Below are 26,648 nucleotides of genomic sequence, written 5' to 3'. Positions count from 1 at the left end.
GGATATTCCGGCCGATCAGCCCTTAAAAACTCCAGACCGGCGGCACCCGGGTGTCGCCTTGGCTGCACGACCGGCACGTGCGCCCCGTATCATCGTTGTGCGATCGCGCAGCAGCGCGGTCGCACAAGCGTTCTCAGGGCGGGGTGAAAGTCCCCACCGGCGGTATCCGTCCTTGCGGCGGGAGCCCGCGAGCGCTTCGGCCCGCCACCCGGCAGGCCGAAGGTCAGCAGACCGGGTGCGATGCCAGGGCCGACGGTCACAGTCCGGATGAAAGAGAGCGTGCGAAGCCGCGCTGGCGCGGCGTTGCGGCAGCGTGCCGGCCCTGGCCGTCGGCATGCGCCCGCGCGCCGCCCTGCGCTGTCGCATGCGCCCTGATTCACTGAACCTTCGTCCCCTTCAGGAGACTTTCATGAATCAGCCCCTTGCACCCACCGCACCCATCGCCTTCATCGAGGCCGGCTGGCACGCCGACATCGTGGCGCGCGCCCACGATGGCTTTGCCGACGAGCTGGCGCGCCTCGGCGGCAGCGCGCCGCCGCCAGCCGTGCAGCGCTTCGCCGTGCCCGGCGCTTTTGAAATCCCGCTGCTGGCCCAGCGCCTGGCGCGCGCCAGTCGGCACGCCGCCATCGTGTGCTGCGCGCTGGTGGTCGACGGCGGCATCTACCGGCACGAGTTCGTCGCCGGCGCCGTCATCGACGGCCTGATGCGCGTGCAGCTCGACAGCGGCGTGCCGGTGTTCTCGGTCGTGCTCACGCCCAAGGACTTCCACGAACACGACACCCACCGCGACTTCTTCCGCCAGCACTTCGTCGCCAAGGGCGCCGAGGCCGCGCGCGCCTGCGTGCAGACGCTGGCGGCGCATGCGGCGCTGGGGGTCTGAACCTTGTCGCGCAGCGCCGAAGCAGGCTACGCCGGCACGCCGGCCAGGAACTTCTCGATCACCGTGGCCAGGTAGATCGGCGTCTCGTCCATCGGGTAGTGACCGGCGTTGCCGATCACGTGCAGCTCGGCGTGGGGGTAGTGCTTCATCCAGGTGTCGCGGCAGGCCTGCTCGCCCAGTGCCAGGTCGTGCTCGCCGGGCAGCACCAGCACCGGCAGCTTCTGGTCGCTGATCTTGTCGACAAAGCTGGCCTTGGCCCACGAAGGCATGTAGCCGGCCACGGCTTCGTCGTCGGAGTGTGCCTTGGTGCTGGCGACCATGGCGTCGAGCCAGGTGCCCGTGAGGCGGTTGCCGGAGGTGAAGTCGAGGATGGTGCGGCGCGCGCCGCCATCAGTGCCGGCGGCCGAGAACAGCTGCCAGCCCTGGTCGTCAAAGCCCGCGCCGGCGGCCGACACGGGCGTGATGGCGACCAGCGACCGCACGCGCTCGGGCGCGGCGACCAGCACCTGCTGGATGCCGACGCCGCCCATCGAATGGCCCATGATGGAAAAGCGCTGCCAGCCGAGCGAATCGGCCAGCGCCGGCGCGTCCTGCGCGATCTGCTCGACGGTGTAGGGCCCGCCGCTGCCCTTCATGCCGCCGTAGCCGCGCTGGTCCATGAAGGCGTAGCTGAAATCCTGGCCGTTGAGGTGCTGGGTGAAAGGCCCCCAGCCGTGGGCGTGGCCGAACCAGCCGTGCAGGCCGATGACCTTGTGCGGGCCGTTGCCGATGGCCAGATGGGTGTTGGGCATGTCGCTTGTCTCCTGTGTTGTCGTGGGGCATGGTGCCGCCGCGCGGCACGCCCCATGATACGAAGCCCGCCGCCGGCTGCGTTTGATGCAGCGCAGCCGCAGCGGCCTTGCAGGCGCCAGAAAACTATGAATTCAGGAGCTGTCAGCGCAATACTGGCAAGCGCTGACGGCCTATTTGGCCTGGAACATGGCGCGACCGCTCAGCGCAAACCCGCCGGCCCCATGTCGATGCGCAGGCCCTGCGGCAGCACGCGCAGGGCGGCGTTGCCCCAGCCCAGGTTGCGCGCCAGCGCCATCTGCTCGGCGGGCAGGCGGTACAGCACCATGTTGTGCAGCAGCTGTTCGGCAATGCCGGGCGCGTATTGCGACACCAGCAGCCGCTGCGCCGTCGGCAGCTGGTCGATCATGAGGCGGTTGACCTTCACGTCGGTCATGCGCACGGCGCCTTCCTGCATGTCGAAGCGCAGGCCGTAGTCCAGGTCCATGCCGCCGCTGTAGCGGGTGTGGGCGATGCGCTCGGACAGCACCAGGTCGAACGCCGTGGCGATGCGGTTGGCCGCTGGCAGCAGGCCCAGCCGGGGCGACTGCAGCGTCAGATCGGCCAGGCCGGCAAACGTGCGCGTGACCGGAAAGCTGGCCGCCAGCAGCTGGTTGAGCCGCTGCTGCGACACGGTGTAGCCGGCCAGGTCGCCCACGCCGCTGGCGCAGGCGCCCAGGCCGGGCAGCAGCGTGGTCAGCGCGGCGGCGGCGCCCAGCTGGTGCCAGCGGCGGCGGGTGAGCGCGGGGGTGGCGTGGTTCATGGCGTTCGGTGCCTTCAGCGATGCGGGGCACGCGCCCCGGGGTTGCGACCGCTCAGAGGATACGCCCCAGATCGGTGATGGCATCGACCACCATGCGCGTGCCGATGGCCATCAGCAGGATGTCGTTGGCCACGCGCACATAGCGGTAGCCGGCCGGCGGCAGGCCCAGTTGCACCACCACGGGCTGCGGCACCGGGTAATAGACGACGCCAGCCGGCAGGCGCTGGCCGACGCGCCACTTCTTGGCCTGGCCGGGCGGCATGCAGCCGTTGTTCTTCTTGGCCAGGCCGGGCGGGCAGTGGCCGGCGCGGTATTGCTCGCCATACCACTGGTGGGCATGGCGGCGCTGGCCGTCGTTGAAGAAGCCGCCGGGCTGGATGACCACGACGGGGCCGCGATCACGGGCCTCGCGGCGATCACGGCGGTCATCCCGGTCGGCCCGATTGCCCCGGTCACCCCGCTCGGCCCGTGGCCCCCGGCGGTCGTCGCTGCGGTCCCAGCGGCCGTCGTCGTTGTCGCGGCGGACACGGCGCTCGCCACGGTCGTCGCGGTCCTGCTTCTTCATCTGGCCGGGCGGGCCGTCGCGGTCCTTGCCGCCGCCGGCCCACTCGGGCTTTCGGCCCAGGCACCGCTGGCGCCCAGGGCTGCGGCCAGCAGCAGGGCCAGGGTGCGGTGCGACGACCGGAAGGTGAGGTGTGAAGTCATGTCATGAATCCTTCTTCTGCATCAAGTGCGTGCTGAATGCGGGCGACCGCGCAGACCACCCGTGCCACCCTCGTTCAACGCCCCAGCCCCGGCCACCGCGCACCCGGCCTGGGTGAAGCTCTGCATCGAAATGCAACGCGCGCACGTGGGTGTAGCCTTTGGTATCAAGATGCCGGTGCGTGCACCGTGCGCCATTGGCGCAGCCAGGCCAGCCCGCGCGTGGTGCCGCCGGGCTGGGCGCCTTCGCGCGGCCGGTACTCGCAGCCGACCCAGCCCTGCCAGCCGCATTGCGCCGCCACCTCGTCGATGACGCTGAACAGGTAAGGGTAATTCAGCTCGCCCGTGTCGGGCTCGTGCCGCTCGGGCACGCCGGCGATCTGGAAGTGGCCGACGCGGCCGGTGGGCAGGTACTGGCGGATCTTCGTCGCCACGTCGCCTTCGACGATCTGGCAGTGGTACAGGTCGAACTGCACCTTGAGGCTGGGCGCGCCCACTTCCTGCACGATGGCGTGCGCCTCGTCCTGGCGCTTGAGGAAGAAGCGCGGAATGTCGCGCGGGTTGATCGGCTCGATCAGGATGTCGCGCCCTTCGCGCGCCGCCTCGGCCGCGGCCCAGCGCAGGTTGCTCACGTACACCGCACGCGCGACCTCGCGGTCGGCGCCCTCGTCCAGCAGGCCGGCCATGCAGTGGATGCGCGGGCAATCCAGCGCGGCGGCGTAGCGCAGCGCCAGTTGCACACCGGCGCGGAATTCGTCCTCCCGGCCTGGCAGGCTGGCCGTGCCGCGCAGGCCGGCGGCCCAGGCGGCGTCGATGCTGGCGGCGTCGGTGCCGGCCGGTGGCGCGTTGAACAGCACCTGCCGCAGGCCATGGGCCTTGAGCCGCGCCACCAGTTCTTCGGCGGGATAGGCGTAAGGAAACAGGTACTCCACCGCCTCGAACCCGTCCTTGGCCGCTGCTTCGAAGCGGTCGAGGAACGGCAGTTCGGGGTACAGCATGCTCAGGTTGGCGGCGAATCGGGGCATGGCGGTTTATGAGTGAAAAACGGCTCCAGCGCTTATGTAGCAAGCGATGACAGCTCTTGTTTATATAGCATCACGGCGCTGTCGACACAGCCTGCCGGCCGATCGACTGGTAGCCCAGCCCGTGCCGTGCCAGCACCGCCGGGTCGTACAGGTTGCGGCCGTCGAACACCATGCGGTCCTCAGCAGGCGCGCCATCTGCGCGAAGTCGGGCACGCGGAAGGCCTTCCATTCGGTGACGATGGCCAGCGCATCGGCGCCTTCCAGCGCCTGCGTGGGCGTGTCGCACAGCAGCAGATCATCGCGCTCGCCGAAGATGCGGCGCGCCTCCTGCATCGCCACCGGGTCGTGCGCGCGCACCGTGGCTCCGGCGGCCCACAAGCCTTGCAGCAGGTTGCGGCTGGGCGCCTCGCGCATGTCGTCGGTCTCGGGCTTGAAGGCCAGGCCCCAGACGGCGATGGTTTTGCCTTTCAGGCTGCCACCGTAGTGCGCGACGATGCGCTCGGGCAGCACGCGGCGCTGTGACTCGTTGCGGCGCTCCACGGCCAGCAGCACCTCGGGCGTGAAGCCGATGGACTGCGCGGTGTGGATCAACGCCTTCACGTCCTTGGGAAAGCAGCTGCCGCCGTAGCCCACGCCGGGGTAGATGAAGTGGTAGCCGATGCGCGGATCGCTGCCGATGCCGCGGCGCACGGCCTCGATGTCAGCACCCAGGCGCTCGGCCAGGTTGGCCACCTCGTTGATGAAGCTGATCTTGGTGGCCAGCATGGCGTTGGCGGCGTACTTGGTCAGCTCGGCGCTGCGCACGTCCATCACCACCATGCGGTCGTGGTTGCGGTTGAAGGGGCGTACAGCTCGCGCAGCTGGGCCTCGACCGCGGCGCTGCCGGTGCCGATGATGATGCGGTCGGGCCGCTGGCAGTCGGCCACGGCGTTGCCTTCCTTCAGGAATTCGGGGTTGCTGACGACCTCGAACGCGATGTCGGCGCCGCGCGCCTGCAGGCCCGCGCGCACGGCCTCGGCCACCTTGTCGGCGGTGCCCACGGGCACCGTGGATTTGTTGACGATGGTCTTGGGCGCGGTCATGTGCGCCGCGATGGTGCGCGCCACCGTCAGCACGTGCTGCAGGTCGGCGCTGCCGTCCTCGTCGGGGGCGTGCCCACAGCCAGGAAGATCAGCTCGCCATGCGCCACGCCCTCGGCCGCGTCGGTGGTGAAGTGCAGCCGGCCCGCGGCGTGGTTGGCCTGCACGATGGGCTCCAGCCCTGGCTCGTGGATGGGGATGCGGCCGGCCTTGAGTGCGGCCACCTTGGCGGCGTCGACATCGACGCAGACCACGTCGTGCCCCACATCGGCCAGCACGGCCCCTTGCACCAGACCAACGTAGCCGGTGCCGAAAACGGTGACTTTCATGTCAATTCAAACTCGCAGAAATCGGGAACTGCCGGACGCAGAGGACGCAAAGGATTCGCAGAGAACGCAAAAAAACCCAAGGATTCTGGCTGTTCTTCAGCGTCCTCTGCGTCATCTTTGCGTCCTCTGCGTATGGAGGTTGGGCTGTTGGGGCCTTGCACTGGTCACTGCCCTTCATAAAACCCCGATACCAGTTCACGAAGCGTGCCACACCGGTTTGAACCGGTGTTGACGGTGCAAAACCCACCCACGCCGCCAGCGCCGAGGTGTCGGCCGCCGTGCTGTGCATGTCGCCGGGCTGAATGGGCAGCATGCGCTTGTGCGCGGTGATGCCCAGCGCGGATTCGAGCGCGGTGATGTAGTCCATCAGCACCGTGGGCGCGCTGTTGCCGATGTTGAAGATGCGGTAGGGCGCGTTGCTGGTGCCGGGGTTGGGCGCAGCGGGGTCGTAGGTCGGGTCGGGCGTGGCGGGTTTGTCGAGCACGCGCAGCACGCCTTCCACGATGTCGTCGATGTAGGTGAAGTCGCGCACCAATTGGCCTTCGCCGTACACGTCGATCGGCTCGCCCGCCAGCATGGCGCGGGTGAACTTGAACAGCGCCATGTCGGGCCGGCCCCAGGGGCCGTAGACGGTGAAAAAGCGCAGGCCGGTGACGGAGATGCCGTACAGATGCGCGTAGGTGTGCGCCATCACCTCGTTGGCTTTCTTGGTGGCGGCGTAGTAGCTTATGGGGTGATCGACCGCGTCGCGCTCGCTGTAAGGCAGCCTGGCGTTGCCGCCGTACACGCTGGAGCTGCTGGCGAACACCAGGTGCTCAACACTCGCCGCGCGGCAGCCCTGCAGGATGTGACCGAAGCCGAGCAGGTTGCTGTCGGTGTAGTCGTCGGGCTGGTCGATGGAGTAGCGCACGCCCGCCTGCGCGGCCAGGTGCAGCACGCGGGCGGGCTGCACGCGCGCGAACAGGTCGGCCATGGCGGCGCGGTCGGCCAGGTCGATGCGCTCGAAACGGAAACGGGGTGGCCCGTGAGCCGCGCCAGGCGCGCTTCTTTCAGCGCCGGGTCGTAATAGGCGTTCAGGTTGTCGATGCCGACCACCTGCGCGCCGCGCGCCAGCAGCCGCTCGGCGCAGTGCATGCCGATGAAGCCGGCGCAGCCGGTGACGAGGATGGTGCTCATGGCCTGGCCCCCGCGGCGTGCCAGCGGTAGGGATACTGCGCCGGCGCCATGCCGTCGCGCACCATGTGGAAGGGCAGCTCAATGGTTTGCAGCGGCGCGGGTGCCTGCAGCGCGCTGTCGGCCTTGTCCCACCAGCCGGGTTCGATGCGGTCGGCGCGCGAGATCAGCAGCCACCCTTGGCCGGCGGCCTGGGCGCGCGCGACGTTGGTGGCCACGCAGCGCGGCACGTCCTCTTCTTCCGAGGTGCAGGCATCCACCGTGGCCTGCGGAAAGCGCGTGCGCAGCATGCCGGCCATCATGTGGTCGGACGCGATGATGGGGCTCACCCCGTCGTAGCCGGCCGCGCGCAGCGCCACGCCCAGTTCGGCCGCGGGATGGTTGAGTTCATCCGCCTCGCCGCGCAGGCCGCTGAACCACGGGCGTATCCCTGCGGCAGCGAGGATGACGATGGCCATGACGACGATGGCGCCGGTATAGCGCCCGCCGCGCGGATGTTGCTGCAACTCGGGCCGCGCCGCGAAGGCCGCCAACGGCACGGCGCACAGCAGCGGCAGCACCCAGCGGCCCTTGAAGTTGGTGACCCCGGCGAACAGCACCATGCCCAGCAGCGCCAGCAGCACCAGCACGTGGTAGCGCACGAACACGCGGTGCGCCCAGGGCATGGCCGGCGCCAGCGGCCGGCGCCACCAGGCGCCGCGAAACGCCCACACTGCCACGATGGCCCACAGCGCCAGCGTGCCGGCGATGCCGTCGGCAAAGCTCAGCAGCCCCTTGCCCAGGCGCCGCTCGGGATGGATCTGCATCTTGCCGATGGTGCCGGTGGTGGCCTCCTGCAGGTGCGCCATCAGCCAGGCCGCGTGCGGCGCCACCACGATCAGGCCCACCAGCGGCGCCCACCACCAGCCGCGCGACAGCAGCGCGCGGCGCGATTCGGGCACCGACAGCGCCGCCAGCAGCATGGCGGCGATGACCAGCGCAAAGCTGTACTTGGCCAGCAGGCCCAGCGCGCATACCAGGCCCAGCGCGGCAAAGTCCAGCGGCCGCGGCTGCCGCACGATGCGCAGCAGCAGCCACCAGGCGCCGCAGGTCATGGCGGTGACGAGGATGGTGTGGGTCTGGTCGCGGATCGAGTACCAGCCCAGCGCCGGCAGCAGCAGCATGCTGGCCGAGGCCCACCAGGCCCCGCGCGGGCCCAGCAGCTCGCGCCCGGCCAAGTACATCAGGGCGTAGGTCAGTGCCAGCAAGGCGTGCTTGAGCAGCGACAGCGCCAGCACGCTGGGGCCGAACACCAGGTTCAGCGCCCATTGCAGCCAGGTGTAGAGCGGCGGCTGCGCGCCGTAGCCCCACGCCAGCTGCTGCGACCACAGCATCTGCTCGGCCTCGTCCCATTTCAGCGCCGGCGACACCGACACGCGCACCGCCACATGCGCCAGCGCGATGGCCAGCAGCCACGCCAGCGGGTGGGCGATGGGCGAACGGGGCGAGATCGGGGCAAGGGCGCCAGGCGCCGCAGAAGCATTCATGGGAGCAAAGGAGGGCAGCGCCCGCACGCACGGCCTGCAGGCGGGGCCACGGCGCAAGGCACAATCGACGGCCATTATCCCGCCTCCCATCCGACGCCCCATGACCCAGCCCGCACCCCGGCACCCGATGTTTCCATCGTGGTGCCGATCTACAACGAGGTGGACAACCTGCCCGACCTGGTGGCGCGCATCGGCCAGGCCATGGCCGGGCAGCCGCTGACCTGGGAGCTGCTGGCGGTGGACGATGGCTCCAGCGACGGCAGCCGCGCCAGGCTGCGCGAGCTGGCCGCCGCCACGCCCTGGCTGCGCCCGGTGATGCTGGCGCGCAACTACGGCCAGTCGAGCGCGCTGCAGGCCGGCTTCGACCGCGTGCGCGGGCGCTACGTGGTGACGTTGGATGCCGACCTGCAGAACGAGCCGGGCGACATCCCGCTGCTGCTGCAGCGGCTGGAGACCGACCCCGAAGTCGACATGGTGAGCGGCTGGCGCAAGGACCGGCAGGACGCCGAGCTGTCGCGCAAGCTGCCCTCGCGCATCGCCAACAAGCTCATCTCCAACGCCACCGGCGTGCACCTGCACGACTACGGCTGCGCGCTGAAGGCCTACCGCCGCCCCATCATCGACCGCATCCGCCTGTACGGCGAGCTGCACCGCTTCATCCCCTCGCTGGCCAAGGAGGCCGGCGCGCGCATCGCCGAGGTGCCGGTGCGCCACCACGCGCGCACGCGCGGCGTCAGCAAGTACGGCATCGACCGCACCTTCCGCGTCATCCTCGATCTGATCCTGATCGTCTTCTTCATGCGCTACCGCCAGCGCCCGCTGCACGCCTTCGGCGGGCTGGGGCTGTGGCTGGCGGCGCCGGGCGCGCTGATCCTGCTGTGGCTGCTCGTCGTCAAGCTGTTCGGGCACGACATCGGCGGCCGGCCGCTGCTGCTGGTGGGCGTGATGCTGGTGCTGATGGGCGCGCAGATGATCGCCGCCGGCCTGATCGGCGAGCTGCTCACGCGCATCTATCACGAGGCCGGCGGCGCGCCGCAGTTCCATGCCGAGGAAGTCGTGGTTGATTCAGAGCCGAATCAGCCTTCAGCGCCCGCCCCATCAGCGCAGTCAGCTCCTCAAAACATAGCGTGAAGCGCGCCCACAAGGCCTTGCTGCGCGGCCTGCTGGGCGGGGCGCTGCTGGTGGCCGTCATCGCGCTGGCCGATCCGGCGCGGGTGCTGGCGCAGCTGCGGCAGGCCCACGTCGGCTGGCTGCTGGCCGGGTTGGCGGCGGCCGTGGCGTCGAACGTCGTCTCGGCCCTGCGCTGGCGTGCGCTGGCGCGCTGGCTGGGGGCCGACGTCAGCGTGCGCGATGCCAGCCGCTGGTACTTCCAGGCCATCGGCCTGAACGCGCTGCTGCCCGGCGCCGTGCTGGGCGGCGACCTGTACCGCGCTGTGGTGCTGCGGCGCGCGGGCCAGGCCACGCTGGCCTCGAGCTGGTCGGTGGTGCTCGACCGCGTGAGCGGCCTGTGGATGCTGTGCGCCATCGGCGGCCTGGGGGCCGCGCTGTGCGCCGACGTGCTGGCGCCCTGGCTGCGCCTGCCGGCCGGCGCGTTCACCGCGCTGATGCTGGCCGGCACGGCGCTGTGGCTGGCCACGCCCTGGACGCTGCCGGCGCTGCTGCGGCGCTGGGGCGTGCGCTGGCTGGGGCCGCTGCGCGCGGCCGCGCAGCGGCCCGACTTCAATCGGCAGATGGGCTGGCAGGCGCTGGCGTCGGCCGCGGTTCAGGTGCTGTCGGCCGCTGCGCTGGCGGGTGGCGGCCTGGCGCTGGGCGTGCAGTTGCCGCTGGCGGCGTGGGCGTTCGCCATTGCGCCGGTGTTCCTGATGGCCGCGCTGCCCGTCAGCGTCGGCGGCTGGGGCACGCGCGAAGCGGCGACGGTGGCCGCGCTCGCGCCCTTCGGTGTAGCGGCGGCGGCGGCCGTGGGCGTGGGGGTGATTTACGGGCTGTATGCGCTGGTGCAGGGGGCGATGGGGGCGCTGGCGTTTGGGTTGCCGGGGCAGAGTGCGCGGGAAGGCGCTTCTGAATAAATAGCTGCTTGCGCTTGATTGGTGGGGGTTTCAGGTCAAAATGGCTTGAAATCGTTTCGGGGTAAGCGCGAGCCGCTATGTTTTTAAGTTGGGCTGCCCTCACCCCTGCCCTCTCCCAGAGGGAGAGGGAGAAAAGCCCGTGCCGCGCGAAGCAGCGGCCTGACTCACTCAAGGCCGAGCGCAGCGATGGCCCGTGTGGGGCTCCAAACCCCCTCTGGCCGTGCCGAGAAGCGCAGGGCGTGGGGCGGGCGCGCAGCGAAGCATGCGCGCTTCGTGAACTGACTCGCTGCGGTTGTCTGAGCGAAGTGAACGCAGTGAACGAAGCGAGTTCCGCAGCGCCGCCCCGCGACCGAGCATCGCAGGCTGCCCGAAGCGAAGCGCAGGGACACGGCCAGTGGGGCGCACTTCTTTGCCTACTTTTCTTGTGCGAGCAAGAAAAGTAGGTCGCCCGCCGGGGCGAACTCCCGGCCAGCCGCGCATCCAACCTCAAGTCGCCTTCAACACCCCCGCCGCATCTGATCCAGCTCCATCGTCTCGAACAGCGCCTTGAAGTTGCCCTCGCCAAACCCTTCGTTCCCCTTGCGCTGAATGAACTCGAAGAAGATCGGCCCCAGCTGGTTCTCGCTGAAAATCTGCAGCAACAATTCATCGGGCGTGCCGTCCACCAGAATGTTGCGCGCCTGCAGCTCCCCAATCGGCTCCTGCAAGCCGGGGATGCGCTTCGGCAAAAGCTCGTAATACGTCTCGCTGGTGTTCAGCAGCTTCACCCCCGCCATCTGCAGCGCATCCACCGTGCCGTAGATGTCGGTCGTCGCCAGCGCGATGTGCTGCACGCCCTCGCCGTGGTAGCTGTCCAGGTACTCCTGGATCTGGCCCTTCTGGTCGTTGCCCTCCTCGTTGATCGGGATGCGGATCTTGCCGCAGGGGCTGGTCATCGCCTTCGACTTCACGCCCGTCGCCTGCCCCTCGATGTCGAAGTAGCGCACCTCGCGGAAGTTGAACAGCCGCTCGTAGAAACCCGACCATTCGGCCATGCGGCCCTTGTGCACGTTGTGCGTCAGGTGATCGATCACCGTCATGCCGTAGCCGACCGGGTTGATGCCGGCGCCCTGAACGCCCGGCAGCGGCTCGAAATCGACGTCGTAGAAGCCGATGTTGCCGATGTCGCCTGCTTGAGCGCCGTCCTTGCCGCGCCAGCGGTCGATCAGGTAGATGATCGAGTCGCCAATGCCCTTGATGGCCGGGATGTTCAGTTCGCCCGCGCCGGCCTGGCCCGCGTAGGCCCAGGCGCCCAGCGACAGGGCGCGCTCGTAGGCCGCCTTGGCGTCCTGCACGCGGAAGGCGATGGCGCAGATGCTGGGGCCGTGCAGCTTGGCAAAGCGCTGGGCAAAGCTGTCAGGCTCGGCGTTGATGATGAAGTTGATCTCGCCCTGGCGGTACAGCGTCACGTTCTTGCGCCGGTGCCGGGCCACGGCGGTGAAGCCCATGCGCTCGAACAGCGCGCCCATGGCCTGCGGGTCGGGCGCGGCGTATTCGATGAACTCGAAGCCATCGGTGCCCATGGGGTTGTCCCAGGGGTGCCGGGGCGGGCGGTGGGGAAGCGGTCATGTCTTGTCTCCTGCGACGTCGTTGTGGACGAAACCCAGCACTGTAGGGTGGCACGGCCTGCGTTTCTCGTCTTCCGGACGGCGCACACTGGACCTTGACGCCTTATTCTTGCTTTTTTGCCGTGTATCACGCTGAAATAATGCATTCAATCATCAAACCGCGCCCCCACTGCCGCGCCCGACCCTTTCGATGACCATGACACCGCCCCCGCTCGACCGCCTCGACCGCCTCGACCGCGCCATCCTCGCCCACCTGCAGACTGACGGCCGCGCGGCGCACGATGCAATCGGCGCTGAAATCGGCCTGTCGGCCAGCGCCGTGCTGCGGCGCATCCGCAAGCTGGAGGAGGCGGGTGTCATCGACCGCTATGTCGCCCTGCTCAAGCCCGAGGCGCTGGGCCTGGGGCTGATGGCCTACGTGAACGTGCGGCTGGAAAAGCGCGCCGAGCATGCCAAGCGCAACCCCATGGACGAGTTCCGCGCCAGCGTGCAGGCCTGGCCCGAGGTGGTGGAATGCGTGGCGCTGACCGGCGAGATGGACTTTCTGTTGCGGCTGGTGCTTCAGGACATGAGTGCGTACTCACGTTTCATGATGGACACGCTGCTGCGCCACCCTCGGTGCAGGACTGCAAGACCAGCTTCGTGATGGACCGGGTCAAGGCGACCACGGCACTGCCGATTCAGGCATGATTTTGGCCTCCAGCCCTTGTACAGAAAGCGCTGACAGCTATTGATTTGATAGAAAACCGCTACTGAATCCCTGTGGCGGATGGCGCACCGATGCGCCCAAAAGTTCACATCTCGTCACCAACTTCTGCCCCACGGCTGTCGATTGGAGTGTGGACTCTAGGGGTGAACCCTAATATGAATGGCATGGACACGCCAACCACCCCCGTCCGGTGAGCGATGCGCAGGCCACAAGCCCGCGCGTGGCCGCCAAGCCCCATTCGGCCATCGTGCCGATCCGCGAAATCGGCGCGCGCTACCGCGAGCAGATCGCCCGGCACCTGCTGGCGCTGGGCGAGCACGACCGCTACCTGCGCTTCGGCTACGCTGCCAACGACCGGCAGATCCGCCACTACGTCGACCAGCTCGACTTCGAGCGCGACCAGATCTTCGGCATCTTCAACCGCAAGCTCGAACTCATCGCCATGGCGCACCTGGCCTACCCGGCCGACATGGTGCAGGCCGGCTTTGCCGAGTTCGGCGTGTCGGTGGCCCACCATGCGCGCGGCCGCGGCTATGGCTCGCGCCTGTTCGAGCGCGCCGCCATCCATGCCGTGAACGACGGCGTGAAGACGCTCTACATCCACGCGCTGAGCGAGAACACCGCCATGCTGCGCATCGCCCGCCAGGCCGGCGCCACCGTGGAACGCCAGGGCAGCGAGAGCGAGGCGCACCTGACGCTGCCCGCGGCCACCTTCGCCAGCCACATGGGCGAGCTGTTCGCCGACCAGGTGGGCCAGGTCGACTACTGGCTGAAGACCGAGGCCGTGCGCGCCCGCGACGTGCTGGCCACCGTGCAGGAAGTGCGCGAGGCGGTGCGCGAAGGGCGCCACAAGTCGAACAGCTGACCGCGTGCGGCGCCGCCCCGCGGGGGCCGCACCCCGACGCCGGCGCGCCATGCGATTGGGCTATCCTTGCCCACTTCGCAACTACCGCACGTCCTGCACCACCCACCGTGGCTGACCCCACCCTGCTCGCCCCGGCGAGCGCCCCGAGCGCGAAGACAAGCGCAGCCTGTTCCAGAAACTGGTCGAATTCATCCGGCCGGGGCCTGATTCCACGGACGAACTGATCGGCACCCTGGCCGAGGCCGAAGACAACGAGGTCATCGACGCCGAAAGCCGCGTGATGCTGGAAGGCGTGCTGCGCATGGCCGACATGACTGCCGGCGACGCCATGGTGGCCGCGCCGCGCATGGACCTGCTGGACATCGACGCGCCCTACGAGGACATGCTGCTGGAGGTGATCCGCACGGCGCATTCGCGCTTTCCGGTGTACCAGGGCGAGCGCGAGAACATCATCGGCATCCTGATGTCGAAAGATCTGCTGAAGCTGCAGCGCGCGCCCGAGCTGAACGTGCGCACGCTGCTGCGCCCGGCGGTGTTCGTGCCCGAGAGCAAGGGCCTGAACGAGCTGCTGCGCGCCTTCCGCGTGAACCGCAACCACCTGGCCATCGTGGTGGACGAGTTCGGCCGCACGGCCGGGCTGATCACCATCGAGGACGTGCTGGAAGAGATCGTCGGCGAGATCGAGGACGAGTTCGACATCGACGGCGACGAGGGCGACATCTTCGCCCTGGCCGACAACACCTGGCGCGTGGCCGGCGACACGCCGCTGGAGCGCGTCAACGATTCCTTCGGCGTGCACCTCGGGGCCGACCCCAACGGCGACCTGGAGGTCGAGTTCGACACCATCGGCGGCCTGATCGCGCACGAGATGGGCCACGTGCCCAAGCGCGGCGAGCGCTTCAGCCTCGGCGGGCTGGACTTCCACGTGCTGCACACCAAGGGCGGCGCGGTGCGCTGGTTCAAGGTGTCGCCCACGCCCCCAGACGCCGACTGAAGATCGCCCATGCGGCTCATCCACGCGCTGGCCTCTCCCCCATGGCGCTGCTGGCCGGCGCGGCGCAGGCGCTGTCGATGGCCGACCCGTGGACCGGCCACGCGCACTGGTGGCTGCAGTTGCTGAGCCTGTCGTGGCTGGTGTGGCAACTGGCACACCGCGCCGAGCGGCGCATGTCCTGGAGCGCCAGCACCTGGGCCAGCCCCGAAACCGGCACCGCCTGGCGCCGGGCGCTGTGGCTGGGCTGGCTGTTCGGCCTGGGCTGGCTGGCGGGCACGTTCTGGTGGCTGTTCATCTCGATGCACACCTACGGCGGGCTGAACGCGGTGCTGGCCGTGGCGGCCGTGCTGGCGCTGGCGGGGCTGCTGGCCATCTACTGCGCGCTGGCCAGCGCGGCCTTCATCGCAGTCACGGCGGCCCAGGGGCTGGTGCACCGCCCGGTGCGCTCGGCCCTGCTGTTCGCCGCGCTGTGGACGCTGGCCGAGCTGGCGCGCGGCAGCTGGTTCACCGGCTTTCCCTGGGGCGCGGGCGGCTACGCGCATGTCGACGGGCCGCTGGCCTTTCTGGCGCGCTACGTGGGCGTGTACGGCGTGGGCTTCGTGGCGGCGGCGCTTGCGGCGCTGCTGGCGCTCGGCGGCCATGTGCGCTGGCGGCGGGCGCGCACGCTGGCTGGCATGGCGCTGCTGCTGGCATTGGGCGCGGCGCTGTGGGGCTGGCGCCACCTCGACCTGCAGGCCGCGCCCGCCGCGGGCCAGAAGCCGCTGGTGACCGAAGTGGCGCTGATGCAGGGCAACATCCCGCAGGACGAGAAGTTCGTGCCCGGCACCGGCGTGCTCGACTCGCTCACCTGGTACGGCGAGCAGCTGCAGGCCAACCGCGCGCCGCTGATCGTGGGCCCCGAAACGGCGCTGCCGCTGCTGCCGCGCCAGCTGCCCGACGGCTACTGGGACGCGCTGCTGGCGCGCTACGCCGGCCCCACCCAGGCCGCGCTGCTGGGCGTGCCGCTGGGCGACATGGAGGCGGGCTACACCAACTCGGTGATCGGCCTGAAGGCCGGCCAGGCCGAGCCCTACCGCTACGACAAGCACCACCTGGTGCCGTTCGGCGAGTTCATCCCGCCGTTCTTCCGCTGGTTCGTGCGCATGATGAACATCCCGCTGGGCGACTTCGCGCGCGGGGCCGTCGGCCAGCCCTCGTTCGAATGGCAGGGCCAGCGGCTGGCGCCCAACGTCTGCTATGAAGACCTGTTCGGCGAGGAGCTGGCCGCGCGCTTTGCCGACCCCGCCCGCGCACCCACCGCCTTCGTCAACGTCAGCAACATCGCCTGGTTCGGCGACAGCGTGGCGATCGACCAGCATCTGCACATCAGCCGCATGCGCGCGCTGGAGTTCGAACGCCCCATGCTGCGCGCCACCAACACCGGCGCCACGGCCATCGTCGACCACCGCGGCCAGGTCACGCACCTGCTGCCGCGCCTCACCCGCGGGGTGCTGCACGGCAGCTTCGAGGGCCGCACGCACGTCACGCCCTTCGCCCGCTGGGCCGCGCGGGCGGGCCTGTGGCCGCTGTGGGCCGGCTGCGCGCTGATCGTGCTGCTGGCGCTGCTGCGCCGCCGCCGTGCCTGATCCGGGACAAGCCCGGCGCGGGCCGCGGCGGCCAGCCGCGTTGGCCTAAGGCACAATCGGCCGATGGCCGAATCCTTTTCCTACGACGATCTCATTGCCTCCGGAGAGGGCGCCTTTTCGGGCCCGACGCCGGCCGCCTGCCGCTGCCGCCGATGCTGATGTTCGACCGCATCACCCACATCGACGGCGATGGCGGCGCCCACGGCCTGGGCCGCATCGAGGCCGAGCTGGACGTCAAGCCCGACCTGTGGTTCTTCGCCTGCCACTTCCAGGGCGACCCGGTGATGCCCGGCTGCCTGGGGCTGGACGCCATGTGGCAGCTGATCGGCTTCTACCTGACCTGGCTGCGCCTGCCCGGGCGCGGGCGCGCGCTGGGCGCGGGCGAGGTCAAGTTCACCGGCGAGGTCGGTCCCGATGTCAAACTGGTGAAATACGAGATTGATATCAAGCGCGTCATCAAGCGCAAGCTGAACATGGCCATTGGCGACGCCCGCCTGCTGGCCGACGGCAAGGAAATCTACGTCGCCAACGATCTTCGCGTGGGGCTGTTCCTGCGCGAGGGCGACACGCCGGGAGCGGCATCATGAGCAAGCAACGGGTGGTCATCACCGGCGCGGGCATCGTCTCGTGCATCGGCAACGACCTGGCGACGGTGGAGCAATCGCTGCGCGAAGGCAGAAGCGGCATCCGCGCCATGCCCGAATTCGCCGAGATGGGCCTGCGCAGCCGGGTGGCCGGCAAGCCGGAGATCGACCTGGAGGCGCATATCGACCGCAAGCAGCTGCGCTTCATGGGCGATGCGGCGGCCTACGCGCAGATCGCGCTGCAGAACGCCATCGCGCAGGCCGGCCTGGCGTCGGAGCAGATCAGCCACCCGCGCACCGGCCTCATCATGGGTTCGGGCGGCGGCTCGCCCGCCAACCAGATCGAGGCCGCCGACATCCTGCGCGACAAGGGCATCCGCCGCGTCGGGCCTTATCGCGTCACGCGCTGCATGAGCAGCACCGTGTCGGCCTGCCTGGCGACCAACTTCAAGGTCAAGGGCCTCAACTACTCCATCACCTCGGCCTGCTCCACCTCGGCGCACTGCATCGGCGCGGCGGCGCAGCAGATCGCCTGGGGCCAGCAGGACGTGATGTTCGCCGGCGGCGGCGAGGAACTGAGCTGGGGCATGGCGCTGCTGTTCGACGGCATGGGCGCCATCTCCAGCAAGTACAACGACACACCGGAAAAAGCCTCGCGCGCCTACGACGCCGACCGCGACGGCTTCGTCATCGCCGGCGGCGGCGGCGCGGTGGTGCTCGAATCGCTGGCCCATGCCGAGCGGCGCGGCGCCACCATCCTGGCCGAGGTGATCGGCTTCGGCGCCTCCAGCGACGGTGAGGACATGGTCGCGCCCTCGGGCGACGGCGCCATCGCGTGCATGAAGCAGGCGCTCGAAGGGCTTGACGGTGGCGTGGACTACATCAACACCCACGGCACTTCCACGCCCGTGGGCGACATGCAGGAAGTGCGCGCCATGCGGGCGCTGTTCGGCGACCAGGTGCCGCCGTTCTCGTCGACCAAGTCGCTCACCGGCCATTCGCAGGGCGCCACCGGCGTGCAGGAGGCGATCTACTGCCTCATCATGCTGAACAAGGGTTTCATCGCCGGTTCGGTCAACGTCGACACGCCCGATGAAACGCTGGGCGACATGCCGCTGGTGACCGCCACACGCGACGCCGACCTGCGCACCGTGCTGTCGAACAGCTTCGGCTTTGGCGGCACCAACGCCAGCCTGGTGCTGCGCCGCTGGGGCTGAGCTCCTGATATTGTTTTCATAGCTGTTTGCGCCCGTCATTCAAAGGTTTCAGTATCAAATCCATCTGAAATCGCTGTGTAACGGGCGCAAGCAGCTATGATTATTGAAAAGGCGCCTAGCTTCGGCCGGCGCCTTTTTTGGTGGCCGGCCGGCCCGCCAACCGCTATCGAAACGCTAGCCACCGCCGCTGATCCCAAGCGCCTCGGCGGCCGGCCTTGCCGGTCTCGGTAAAATGGCCGATTGCCTTCGTGCCGCTTCGTCCCATGCTCACCTTCCAGCAGATCATCCTCAAGCTCCAGCAGTATTGGGACGCGCAAGGCTGCGCGCTCCTGCAGCCCTACGACATGGAAGTGGGCGCCGGCACCTCGCACACCGCCACCTTTCTGCGCGCCATCGGCCCCGAGCCGTGGAAGGCCGCCTACGTGCAGCCGAGCCGCCGCCCCAAGGATGGCCGCTACGGCGAGAACCCCAACCGCCTGCAGCACTACTACCAGTACCAGGTGGTGCTCAAGCCCGCGCCAGCCAACATCCTGGAGCTGTACCTGGGCAGCCTGGAGGCACTCGGCTTCGACCTGAAGAAGAACGACATCCGCTTCGTCGAGGACGACTGGGAGAACCCCACGCTGGGCGCCTGGGGCCTGGGCTGGGAGGTGTGGCTCAACGGCATGGAGGTGACGCAGTTCACCTACTTCCAGCAGGTCGGCGGCATCGACTGCAAGCCGGCCACGGGCGAGATCACCTACGGCCTGGAGCGCCTGGCCATGTACCTGCAGGGCGTGGACAACGTGTTCAACCTGACCTGGACCGAGGGGTTGAGCTACGGCGACGTCTACCACCAGAACGAAGTCGAGCAGAGCACCTACAACTTCGAGCACAGCGACGCCGACTTCCTGTTCACCGCATTCTCGGCGCACGAGAAGAAGGCCAACGAGCTGATCGCGGTCGAACTGGCGCTGCCCGCCTACGAGCAGGTGCTGAAGGCCGCCCACACCTTCAACCTGCTGGACGCGCGCGGCGCCATCAGCGTGACCGAGCGCGCCGCCTACATCGGCCGCATCCGCAACCTGGCGCGCGCCGTGGCGCAAAGCTATTACGAAAGCCGCGAGCGCCTGGGCTTTCCGCTGGCGCCGGCCGAATGGGTGGCACAGATCGAGAAAAAGGCCGCGTGATGGCCACCACCGCCGATGCCGGCGTGCTGGAAGTCGCCACGCTGAACGTGCGCGCCGGCCAGGCGGCCGCGTTCGAGGCCGCCTTCGCGCAGGCGCAGCGCCTCATCGCCGCCGTCCCCGGCTATCGCGGGCACGAGCTGCAGCGCTGCATCGAGCACGACCAGCAATACGTGCTGCTGGTGCGCTGGGACAGCCTGGAAGCGCACACCGTCGGCTTCCGCCAGTCGCCCGACTACCAGCAGTGGCGCGCGCTGCTGCACCACTTCTACGACCCGTTTCCCACGGTGCTGCACTACCACGCCGTGGCGGGTTGCGGTACCATGTAGATACGTGTATCTACATTCGAGGATCGCCATGGGTGCCAACGATTTGAACAAGCTCGAACTGAGCGTCGGCCGCTGGGGCAACAGCCTGGCGGTGCGGCTGCCGGCCGAGCTGGCGCGCGAGCTGGGGTTGCGCGAAGGCAGCACGCTGCAGCTTGCACGCAATGCCGATCAGAGCTTCACGCTCTCGCCCGCGGCGCGCGCAAGCCGTTCGACAAGGCCGCCTGGCTGGCGCAGGCGCGGGCGCATCTGGCGTCGATGCCCCCTCGGAATCGGTCATCCGCGAGATGCGTGACGGGGCGCGCTACTGATGTCACCCCTGCGTCGCGCATGACCTACGTCGACACCAGCGTCTGGTGCGCGTACTGCTACAACGAACCCGAATCACCCGGCGCCGTGCGCTGGCTGGCCGAGGCCGAACTGGACCGCACCGCCACGGCACTCTGGACGCACGCCGAGTTCGCCAGTGCTTCGGGCATCAAGCTGCGTGACAAGGGCGAGGGCCGCGACCGCGTCGCGAAAGCCTGGCACGCCTATGACGCGGCGGTCGCGATGACGAACCAACTGGATGTCATCGCGGACGACTACCTGTACGCGGCCGAACTGTGCCGCACCTCACCCGCCAAGCTGCGCGCCGGCGACGCCCTGCATCTGGCCGTGGCGCTGCGGCACAACTGCCAGGCGCTGGCCTCGCTCGACAACGACATGAACGTGGCAGCCCGGCACCTGGGCCTGCAACTGACAGCTTTCTGATCGTCCATTTCATGACCGCACAAAACCTCCTCGTCGAACTGTTCGTCGAAGAACTCCCGCCCAAGGCGCTGAAGAAGCTGGGCGAGGCCTTCGCCGGCACGCTGTTCGAGCAACTGAAAAGCCAGGGTCTCACCGCCGCCGATTCGGTGGCCACCCCTACGCCACGCCGCGGCGGCTGGCCGTGCACATCACGCACGTGGCGGCCAAGGCGGCCGACCAGGCGGTGCAGGTCAAGCTGATGCCCGTGAGCGTGGCGCTGGACGCCGCCGGCAACCCGACGCCCGCGCTGCTCAAGAAGCTGCAGGCCGTGGGCGCCGATCCGTCGGTGGTGCCCACGCTCAAGCGCCAGATGGACGGCAAGGCCGAGGCGCTGTTCCTCGATTCGCTGGTCACCGGCGCCACGCTGGACACGGGCCTGCAGAAGGCGCTGAACGAAGCGATTGCCAAACTGCCTATCCCCAAGGTGATGACCTACCAGTTGCAGGAAGGCACACCGCTGCCCGGCTGGGACAGCGTGCAGTTCGTGCGTCCGGCGCACGGCCTGGTGGCGCTGCACGGCAGCAGCGTGGTGCCCGTCACCGCGCTGGGCCTGACCGCCGGCCGTTCCACGCACGGCCACCGCTTCGAGGCTGTGGCCGACCCCATCACCATCGTCGACGCCGACCGCTACGCCGACACGCTGCGCGACAAGGGTGCCGTTATCGCCAGCTTCGACGAGCGCCGTGCGGCCATCGCTTCACAGCTCAAATCGACTGCAACGCAGGCAGGACCAGCGCTGCAAGCTATCGAAGATGAAGCATTGCTGGACGAAGTGACGGCGCTGGTCGAGCGCCCCAACGTGCTGGTGTGCAGCTTCGAGCAGGAATTCCTCGACGTGCCGCAGGAATGCCTGATCCTGACCATGAAGGCGAACCAGAAGTACTTTCCGCTGCTGGACGCGCAGGGCAAGCTGACGAACCAGTTCCTCGTCGTCAGCAACATCTCGCCGGCCGACCCGAGCGCCGTGATCGGCGGCAACGAGCGCGTGGTGCGCCCGCGCCTGGCCGACGCCAAGTTCTTCTTCGACCAGGACCGCAGGAAGACGCTGGAAAGCCGCGTGCCGCAGCTGGCCAAGGTGGTCTATCACAACAAGCTGGGCACGCAGGGAGAGCGGGTTGAGCGCGTGCGCGCCATCGCCAAGGCCATCGGCCAGCAACTGGGCGGCGACGTGCTGGCCCAGGCGGCCGATCAGGCCGCCCAACTGGCCAAGGCCGACCTGCTGACCGACATGGTGGGCGAATTCCCCGAGCTGCAGGGCGTGATGGGCGGCTACTACGCGCGCCATGACGGCCTCTCCGAAGACATCGCCTTCGCCATCGAAGACCATTACAAGCCGCGCTTTGCCGGCGACGAACTGCCGCGCGGCCAGGTGGGCACCGTGGTGGCGCTGGCCGACAAGCTGGAGACGCTGGTCGGCCTGTTCGGCATCGGCAACCTGCCGACGGGCGACAAGGACCCGTTCGCGCTGCGGCGCCATGCGCTGGGGGTGATCCGCATGCTGGTCGAGAAAGACCTGCGGCTGGACATGCCCGCCGTGGTGGCGCAGGCCGCGCAGGCCTTCGGCGCACTGCTGCCCGATGCGACCAAGAGCAACGAACAGCTGCTGAACTTCTTCTACGAACGCGTCAACGGCTACCTGCGCGAGCGCGGTGCCAGCGCGCAGGAGGCCGATGCGGTGATCGCCGCGCGGCCGATGTGGGGCGAGTTCCCGAAGGCGCTTGACGCCGTGCGCGCCTTCGCCGCCCTGCCCGAAGCCCCGCGCTGGCCGCCGCCAACAAGCGCATCGGCAACATCCTCAAGAAGGCCGGTGATGCCGAACAGGTGGTCGACGCCCACGTGAGCGAGCTGCTGCTGCAGGAACCCGCTGAGAAAGCACTGTACGAAGCCATGCAGCGCATCGTGCCGCAGGCCGACGCGCAGTTCGACGCCGGCGACTACACCGCCTCGCTGCAGACCCTGGCCGCGCTGCGCGAGCCGGTGGACGCCTTCTTCGACGGCGTGATGGTGAACGCCGAGCAGATCGATCTGCGCCTGAACCGCCAGGGCCTGCTCAAGACCCTGCACCAGGCCATGAACCGCGTGGCCGATCTGTCGAGGCTCGCCGCATGAGCGTGCTGCCCGCCCGCCGCCCGCCCGACGACAGCCCCGCCGACTGGCGCGTGCTGGCGCTGGCCGCCGTGCCGCCACTGGCGGTGCTGGTGCTGCGCGTGCTGATGCCGGGTCAGCCCGAGGGCGACGGCCTGTACCCGGTGACGGCGGCCTCTATGGTGTCCGATCCCGGCGAGGCCTTCTGGCTGGCGGCGCGCCCGCTGCTGTATGGCCTGCTGGTCATCGGCGCGGTGCTGGGCGGCCTGTGGCTGGCCGTGCGGCGCCTGGGCTGGCCGCGCATTCGGGCGACGGTGCTGGCGCTGTGGGTGCTGATGTGGACCGCCATGGGCGCCTGGCTGGTGGCCAGCGAAATGAACCGCAACGGCCGCCAGCCGCTGCCCGAGCAATCGGCCAGGGTGCTGCTGGCGCGCGAGATGCAGCCGACCAAGCGCCGCCCGGGCGGCACCGAGGTGTATTTCGAGCGCCAGGGCGATGCCACGCCGCAGCGGCTGTTCGTCGAGGATGCGCCGGTGACGGCGTTTGCGCCCGGCAGCATCGCGCGCCTGCATGCGCACGCCGGCCGCTGGTGGGGCCAGTGGGGCCGGCTGGAATCGCGGCTGGAGCTGCCCCGGCCGCCGGTCAGCGCCCCCGCGGGCCGCGCCCCGGGCGGATAATCGCCCGTCATGAAACTCGTCATCGTCGACCGCGACGGCACCATCTGTGTCGAGCGCGAGGGCTACATCCAGACGCCCGACGACTGGGAGCCGCTGCCCGGCGCGCTGGACGCCATCGCCCGCATCAACCAGGCGGGTTACCACGTGGTGATCGCCGCCAACCTGCCGGGGCTGGGGCGCGGGCTGTTCGACATGGCGGCGCTCAACGCCATCCAGGCCAAGATGAACAAGCAGCTGGCCGCCGTGGGCGGGCGGGTGGAGGCCATCTTCTACTGCCCGCACGCGCCCGACGAAGGCTGCACGTGCCGCAAGCCGCTGCCGGGGCTGTTCCAGCAGATCGGCGAGCGCTACAAGGTCGACCTGCGCAACATCCACGCCGTGGGCGACAGCGTGCGCGACGTGCAGGCCGCCGCGGCCGCCGGCTGCATCCCGCACCTGGTGCTGACGGGCAAGGGCGCGCCGGTGCAGACCGATCCGTTGCCGCCCGAGTTTCCGCCCGGCACGCGCGTGCACGCCGACCTGGCCGCCTTCGCCACCGCCTTCGTGGCCGAGGTGGAGGCGCAGCAGGCCGCCGCCAGGGCCGAGGCCGACGCGAAGGCCGATCGCACGGCCCCTGCACCGCTGCGCTGAAGGCCAGGATAGCTATAGAATAAGTAGCTGCCTGCGCTTGCCCCGCCTGCGCTGAAGGCCTAGTTGACTATGAACCTGATTCGCTCGATCCTGCACATGCTGTGGATGGTGCTCACGGTGATTCCGTGGGCCACGGCGGTGCTGATCGCCGCGCCCTTCATCAGCGGCGCGCGCCTGTACTGGATGTGCGTGGGCTGGCTGGACGTGGCCGTGAAGGGCGGCCACTGGATCCTCGGCATCCGCAACCGCGTCACCGGCTTCGAGAACCTGCCCCTGGGCCAGAAGGACCCGGCGGTGCTGCTGGTCAAGCACCAGTCGACCTGGGAAACCTTCTGCATGCCGCCGCTGATGCCGCACCCGCTGGCCTACGTGTTCAAGCGCGAGCTGCTGTCCGTGCCGTTCTTCGGCTGGGCCATGGCGCGGCTCGACATGATCCACATCGACCGCGGCCGCCGCATCGAATCCTTCGCCAAGGTGGTGCAGCAGGGCCGGCGCCTGCTGGGCCAGGGCGTGTGGGTCATCATGTTCCCCGAGGGCACGCGCATCCCGCGCGGCGAGAAAGGCAAGTACCGCAGCAGCGGCACACGCCTGGCCATCGAATGCGGCGCGCCGGTGATCCCCATCGCCGTGACCAGCGCCAAATGCTGGCCACGCAAGGCCTTCGTCAAGCGGCCGGGCATCGTCGACATCTCCATCGGCCCGGCCATCCCCAGCGTGGGCCGCAAGCCCGACGAGCTGATGCGCGAGGTCGAGGCCTGGATCGAGGCCGAGATGCTGCGCCTCGACTCCGAGGCCTACCCCACGGGGCAGGCGCGCCTGTCGCAGATCAAGCCCGGCGCCGACTAGAGGCACAGGCACGCGGCATGCTGCAACTGCTGCTCGATCTGTTCACCGGCCCCGACGCGGCGCCGCGCGCGCCGGCGCCTGGCGCTGTCGATTCAAAGCCCAATCCGGCGCCAGCGCCCGTCCATCCGGCGCCGACAGCTATCGATGTAGTAGCGACCGAACCCGCCATCGCCCTGCCCGACGCACTGGCCCCGGCGCATTTCGCCCACCCGCGCGCCAGCCGCGCCATCGCGCTGGGCGGCGCGCAGGTGGCGTACGAATTCAAGCGCGGGCAGCGGCGCACCATCGGTTTCTCGGTGGGGGCCGACGGCCTCACCGTCAGCGCGCCGCGCTGGACGCCGGTGCACGAAGTCGAGGCCGCGCTGCGCGAGAAAGAGCGCTGGATCGTCACCAAGCTGGGCGAGGCGCGCGCGCGCCACCAGCGGCTCGAAGCCAGCCGCATCGACTGGAAGGAAGGCGCCACGCTGCCCTTTCTGGGCGAGCCGGTGGTGCTGGTGCTCGACCCGCGCCAGCGCCACGGCCGCGGCGGCGCCGTGTTGGTACCGGGCGAAGCCGCCCTGCCCGGCGTGCCGCAGATGGCGCTGCACGTGGGCCTGCCGCACACCGCCACGCCCGAGCAGCTTCGCGACACCGTGCAGGCCTGGCTGATGCGCCAGGCGCGCCGCGTGTTCACCGCGCGGCTGGATCACTTTGCGCCGCAGCTGGGCGTTCGCTGGCAGAAGATGAGCTATCGAGCGCCGGCACGCGCTGGGGCAGCGCCAGCGCCGACGGCTCGATCCGCCTCAACTGGCGGCTGATCCACTTCCGCGAACCCATCATCGACTACGTGGTGGTGCACGAGCTGGCCCACCTGCGCGAGATGAACCACAGCGCGCGCTTCTGGCAGCACGTGGAGGCCGTGCTGCCCGACTACGCCGAACGGCGCGGCGCGCTGAAGGACGAGGCGGTGCCGCGCTGGTAATGCCATCTACAGATCAAAACGACATGAATTTCGTCATTCCGGCGAAAGCCGGAATCCAGACGGCGCGCGCGGCGGACCTGGCTCCCGGCTTTCGCAGGGATGACGTTGGCTAACGTCTTGAAGTCGAAACGGCATAAGCCCGGACGCCGCTCACGCCGCGCCGGGAACGGCCCCGTCGAACGAAATCCGGCCCCGGCCCTGCCGCTTGAGCGGTACAGCGCCTCGTCGGCGCTGTGCAGCCAGTCCTGCATGTCGGCGTGGTCGGGGCTGGCCATGGCCACGCCGATGCTGCTGCCCACCACCAGGTCGGGCACCTGACGCACGCGGATGGCCGCGATCCGCTCGTGCAGCCGCTGTGCCAGGCCTTCGGCTTCGGCCGGCGTGGTACCCCGGCAGAGCACGGTGAATTCGTCGCCGCCGTAGCGGCCGGCCGCGTCCTCCTGCCGCAACGACTGGCGGATGGCCAGGCTGGCCGCGGTGATGACGGAGTCGCCGACCAGGTGGCCATGGGTGTCGTTGATCTGCTTGAACCGATCCAGGTCGATCACGAACACGGCCGCGCTGGTCTTGCCGGCGCGCACGTCCGCCAGGGCTTCCTCGGCCAGCGTCATCCAGTGGGCGCGGGTGAACAGGCTGGTCTGCTGGTCCGTGCGGTGCGCGGTTTCCAGCTCGCGGTTCTGCCGCACCACGATCTGGACGTAACGGTTCATGCCTAAGCTGACCGACAGCATGTGCACCGCCAGCAGGGGCAGGCAGGCCAGCACCACGGGCAGCGGGCTTTCCAGTGCAAGGCCGGGGCGCAACAGCAGCGTTGCCACCGCGGCCGACGCCACCACGCCGATCAGGGCATCCCGCGCCAGCCGGCGAACGCCGAGGTTGACGCGGTCGAACAGGGCCACCAGCACCAGGATCACGCTCGGCAGCAGGCTGAACGACATCAGCGGCAGCGACACGCCGACCAGCACCGTGTCGACGATCAGGTTCCGCCGCTCGACGCGAAACGGGTTGGCGGCCGCGCGTGCCAGCCCGAACGCCAAATGCGGCCACGCCAGCATCGCCACGACGACGCCCCAGTGGGCAGCGGGCGCAGCGTGCTGCCACAGCACCGTGCCGACCGCCAGCGCAGCGAAGCCCAGGCCGACGATGCGGTGCGGGTACAGACGTCGATAAAGGTGCTTGTTGGAGGCCATGCG

At 69.3% G+C, this 26,648-nt stretch carries 23 protein-coding genes, 6 pseudogenes and 1 riboswitch; of the genes and pseudogenes, 19 read left to right on the top strand and 10 right to left on the bottom strand.

The window, feature by feature from the left end; all coding sequences use genetic code 11:
• The first annotated feature begins 125 nt into the window (after positions 1 to 125).
• A riboswitch (FMN riboswitch) is annotated at positions 126 to 283 on the top strand.
• Positions 284 to 409: 126 nt separating this feature from the next.
• On the top strand, positions 410 to 880 hold the full coding sequence (locus H0I39_RS10575) for a 6,7-dimethyl-8-ribityllumazine synthase (protein WP_180550450.1): 471 nt from the start codon (positions 410 to 412) through the stop codon (positions 878 to 880).
• A gap of 26 nt (positions 881 to 906) precedes the next feature.
• Here H0I39_RS10575 and H0I39_RS10570 read toward each other — a convergent pair whose 3' ends face one another.
• The 8 genes and pseudogenes from H0I39_RS10570 to H0I39_RS10535 all read right to left on the bottom strand — a co-directional run bounded on the left by H0I39_RS10570 (position 907) and on the right by H0I39_RS10535 (position 8,305).
• Positions 907 to 1,671, bottom strand: coding sequence for an alpha/beta fold hydrolase (locus H0I39_RS10570; RefSeq protein ID WP_180550449.1), 765 nt, complete (start codon positions 1,669 to 1,671; stop codon positions 907 to 909).
• A 200-nt stretch (positions 1,672 to 1,871) separates the two neighbouring features.
• On the bottom strand, positions 1,872 to 2,471 hold the full coding sequence (locus H0I39_RS10565) for a YceB family lipoprotein (protein WP_180550448.1): 600 nt from the start codon (positions 2,469 to 2,471) through the stop codon (positions 1,872 to 1,874).
• A 52-nt stretch (positions 2,472 to 2,523) separates the two neighbouring features.
• A complete protein-coding gene (locus H0I39_RS10560) occupies positions 2,524 to 3,036 on the bottom strand; it encodes a DUF1236 domain-containing protein (RefSeq protein WP_180550447.1) in 513 nt (170 codons plus the stop codon).
• Positions 3,033 to 3,176 carry a hypothetical protein gene (locus H0I39_RS10555; RefSeq protein ID WP_180550446.1) on the bottom strand — a complete coding sequence of 48 codons (144 nt, stop codon included), beginning with the start codon at positions 3,174 to 3,176 and terminating at the stop codon, positions 3,033 to 3,035. The genes H0I39_RS10560 and H0I39_RS10555 overlap by 4 nt, the downstream gene beginning before the upstream one ends.
• A 164-nt stretch (positions 3,177 to 3,340) precedes the next feature.
• Entirely contained in the window at positions 3,341 to 4,198 is an 858-nt protein-coding gene (otnI, locus tag H0I39_RS10550) for a 2-oxo-tetronate isomerase (RefSeq protein WP_180550445.1), read from the bottom strand.
• A 70-nt stretch (positions 4,199 to 4,268) separates the two neighbouring features.
• Positions 4,269 to 5,606, bottom strand: a pseudogene (locus H0I39_RS10545) (UDP-glucose dehydrogenase family protein).
• A 1-nt stretch (position 5,607) separates the two neighbouring features.
• A pseudogene (locus tag H0I39_RS10540) lies at positions 5,608 to 6,740 on the bottom strand (NAD-dependent epimerase/dehydratase family protein).
• A 38-nt stretch (positions 6,741 to 6,778) separates the two neighbouring features.
• Complete coding sequence (locus tag H0I39_RS10535) at positions 6,779 to 8,305, bottom strand: ArnT family glycosyltransferase (protein WP_180550444.1); 1,527 nt, start codon at positions 8,303 to 8,305, stop codon at positions 6,779 to 6,781.
• A gap of 138 nt (positions 8,306 to 8,443) precedes the next feature.
• Between H0I39_RS10535 and H0I39_RS10530 the strand changes: the two genes are divergently transcribed.
• Both H0I39_RS10530 and H0I39_RS10525 read left to right on the top strand, forming a co-directional pair.
• Positions 8,444 to 9,436, top strand: a complete 993-nt coding sequence (locus tag H0I39_RS10530; RefSeq protein WP_373368282.1) for a glycosyltransferase family 2 protein — start codon at positions 8,444 to 8,446, stop codon at positions 9,434 to 9,436.
• The gene (locus H0I39_RS10525; RefSeq protein WP_180550443.1) at positions 9,433 to 10,371 is read left to right on the top strand and encodes a lysylphosphatidylglycerol synthase transmembrane domain-containing protein; all 939 of its coding nucleotides are present in this window, start codon (positions 9,433 to 9,435) and stop codon (positions 10,369 to 10,371) included. The genes H0I39_RS10530 and H0I39_RS10525 overlap by 4 nt, the downstream gene beginning before the upstream one ends.
• A gap of 497 nt (positions 10,372 to 10,868) precedes the next feature.
• Here the strand turns inward: H0I39_RS10525 and hppD are convergent, their stop codons facing one another.
• Positions 10,869 to 11,933 (bottom strand): 4-hydroxyphenylpyruvate dioxygenase, encoded by a 1,065-nt coding sequence (gene hppD, locus H0I39_RS10520; RefSeq protein WP_180550442.1) that lies wholly within the window; start codon positions 11,931 to 11,933, stop codon positions 10,869 to 10,871.
• Between the two features lie 241 nt (positions 11,934 to 12,174).
• On the opposite strand from hppD, the pseudogene H0I39_RS10515 reads away from it, so the two are divergent.
• From H0I39_RS10515 to H0I39_RS10445, 16 genes and pseudogenes are all read left to right on the top strand, one after another.
• Positions 12,175 to 12,668 (top strand): annotated as a pseudogene (locus tag H0I39_RS10515) (Lrp/AsnC family transcriptional regulator).
• Positions 12,669 to 12,877: 209 nt separating this feature from the next.
• A complete protein-coding gene (locus tag H0I39_RS10510; protein WP_180550441.1) occupies positions 12,878 to 13,552 on the top strand; it encodes a GNAT family N-acetyltransferase in 675 nt (224 codons plus the stop codon).
• A 166-nt stretch (positions 13,553 to 13,718) separates the two neighbouring features.
• Positions 13,719 to 14,546: a CorC family transporter gene (locus H0I39_RS10505; protein ID WP_180551779.1), complete on the top strand. Its 828-nt coding sequence runs from the start codon at positions 13,719 to 13,721 to the stop codon at positions 14,544 to 14,546.
• Between the two features lie 41 nt (positions 14,547 to 14,587).
• Positions 14,588 to 16,171 (top strand): apolipoprotein N-acyltransferase, encoded by a 1,584-nt coding sequence (lnt, locus tag H0I39_RS10500; protein ID WP_180550440.1) that lies wholly within the window; start codon positions 14,588 to 14,590, stop codon positions 16,169 to 16,171.
• A gap of 63 nt (positions 16,172 to 16,234) precedes the next feature.
• Positions 16,235 to 16,758: pseudogene (gene fabA, locus H0I39_RS10495) on the top strand (bifunctional 3-hydroxydecanoyl-ACP dehydratase/trans-2-decenoyl-ACP isomerase).
• Positions 16,755 to 17,972, top strand: a complete 1,218-nt coding sequence (gene fabB / locus H0I39_RS10490) for a beta-ketoacyl-ACP synthase I (protein ID WP_180550439.1) — start codon at positions 16,755 to 16,757, stop codon at positions 17,970 to 17,972. Before fabA ends, fabB begins: the two are co-directional and overlap by 4 nt.
• Positions 17,973 to 18,235: 263 nt before the next feature.
• Positions 18,236 to 19,141, top strand: a complete 906-nt coding sequence (gene glyQ / locus H0I39_RS10485) for a glycine--tRNA ligase subunit alpha (RefSeq protein ID WP_180550438.1) — start codon at positions 18,236 to 18,238, stop codon at positions 19,139 to 19,141.
• A complete protein-coding gene (locus H0I39_RS10480) occupies positions 19,141 to 19,467 on the top strand; it encodes an antibiotic biosynthesis monooxygenase family protein (RefSeq protein WP_180550437.1) in 327 nt (108 codons plus the stop codon). The genes glyQ and H0I39_RS10480 overlap by 1 nt, the downstream gene beginning before the upstream one ends.
• A gap of 28 nt (positions 19,468 to 19,495) precedes the next feature.
• Entirely contained in the window at positions 19,496 to 19,759 is a 264-nt protein-coding gene (locus H0I39_RS10475) for an AbrB/MazE/SpoVT family DNA-binding domain-containing protein (RefSeq protein ID WP_257645751.1), read from the top strand.
• Positions 19,760 to 19,794: 35 nt separating this feature from the next.
• Positions 19,795 to 20,217 carry a type II toxin-antitoxin system VapC family toxin gene (locus H0I39_RS10470; RefSeq protein ID WP_180550436.1) on the top strand — a complete coding sequence of 141 codons (423 nt, stop codon included), beginning with the start codon at positions 19,795 to 19,797 and terminating at the stop codon, positions 20,215 to 20,217.
• Between the two features lie 11 nt (positions 20,218 to 20,228).
• On the top strand, positions 20,229 to 20,456 hold the full coding sequence (locus tag H0I39_RS24095) for a glycine--tRNA ligase subunit beta (RefSeq protein ID WP_373368281.1): 228 nt from the start codon (positions 20,229 to 20,231) through the stop codon (positions 20,454 to 20,456).
• A pseudogene (glyS, locus tag H0I39_RS10465) lies at positions 20,366 to 22,365 on the top strand (glycine--tRNA ligase subunit beta); the annotation flags it as partial. The gene H0I39_RS24095 and the pseudogene glyS, both read left to right, overlap by 91 nt.
• Entirely contained in the window at positions 22,362 to 23,018 is a 657-nt protein-coding gene (locus tag H0I39_RS10460; RefSeq protein WP_180550435.1) for a hypothetical protein, read from the top strand. The pseudogene glyS and the gene H0I39_RS10460, both read left to right, overlap by 4 nt.
• Before the next feature lie 9 nt (positions 23,019 to 23,027).
• Entirely contained in the window at positions 23,028 to 23,648 is a 621-nt protein-coding gene (gene gmhB, locus H0I39_RS10455) for a D-glycero-beta-D-manno-heptose 1,7-bisphosphate 7-phosphatase (RefSeq protein ID WP_180550434.1), read from the top strand.
• Positions 23,649 to 23,717: 69 nt separating this feature from the next.
• Positions 23,718 to 24,494 (top strand): lysophospholipid acyltransferase family protein, encoded by a 777-nt coding sequence (locus tag H0I39_RS10450; RefSeq protein ID WP_180550433.1) that lies wholly within the window; start codon positions 23,718 to 23,720, stop codon positions 24,492 to 24,494.
• Between the two features lie 17 nt (positions 24,495 to 24,511).
• Positions 24,512 to 25,455 (top strand): annotated as a pseudogene (locus H0I39_RS10445) (M48 family metallopeptidase).
• Here H0I39_RS10445 and H0I39_RS10440 read toward each other — a convergent pair.
• Positions 25,404 to 26,645 (bottom strand): diguanylate cyclase, encoded by a 1,242-nt coding sequence (locus H0I39_RS10440; protein WP_180550432.1) that lies wholly within the window; start codon positions 26,643 to 26,645, stop codon positions 25,404 to 25,406. The pseudogene H0I39_RS10445 and the gene H0I39_RS10440 sit on opposite strands and share 52 nt — an antisense overlap.
• Between the last annotated feature and the right edge of the window lie 3 nt (positions 26,646 to 26,648).

This window comes from Ottowia beijingensis (assembly GCF_013423955.1).
Classification (GTDB): domain Bacteria; phylum Pseudomonadota; class Gammaproteobacteria; order Burkholderiales; family Burkholderiaceae_C; genus Ottowia; species Ottowia beijingensis.
This window is presented reverse-complemented; position numbering and strand designations above follow the sequence as displayed.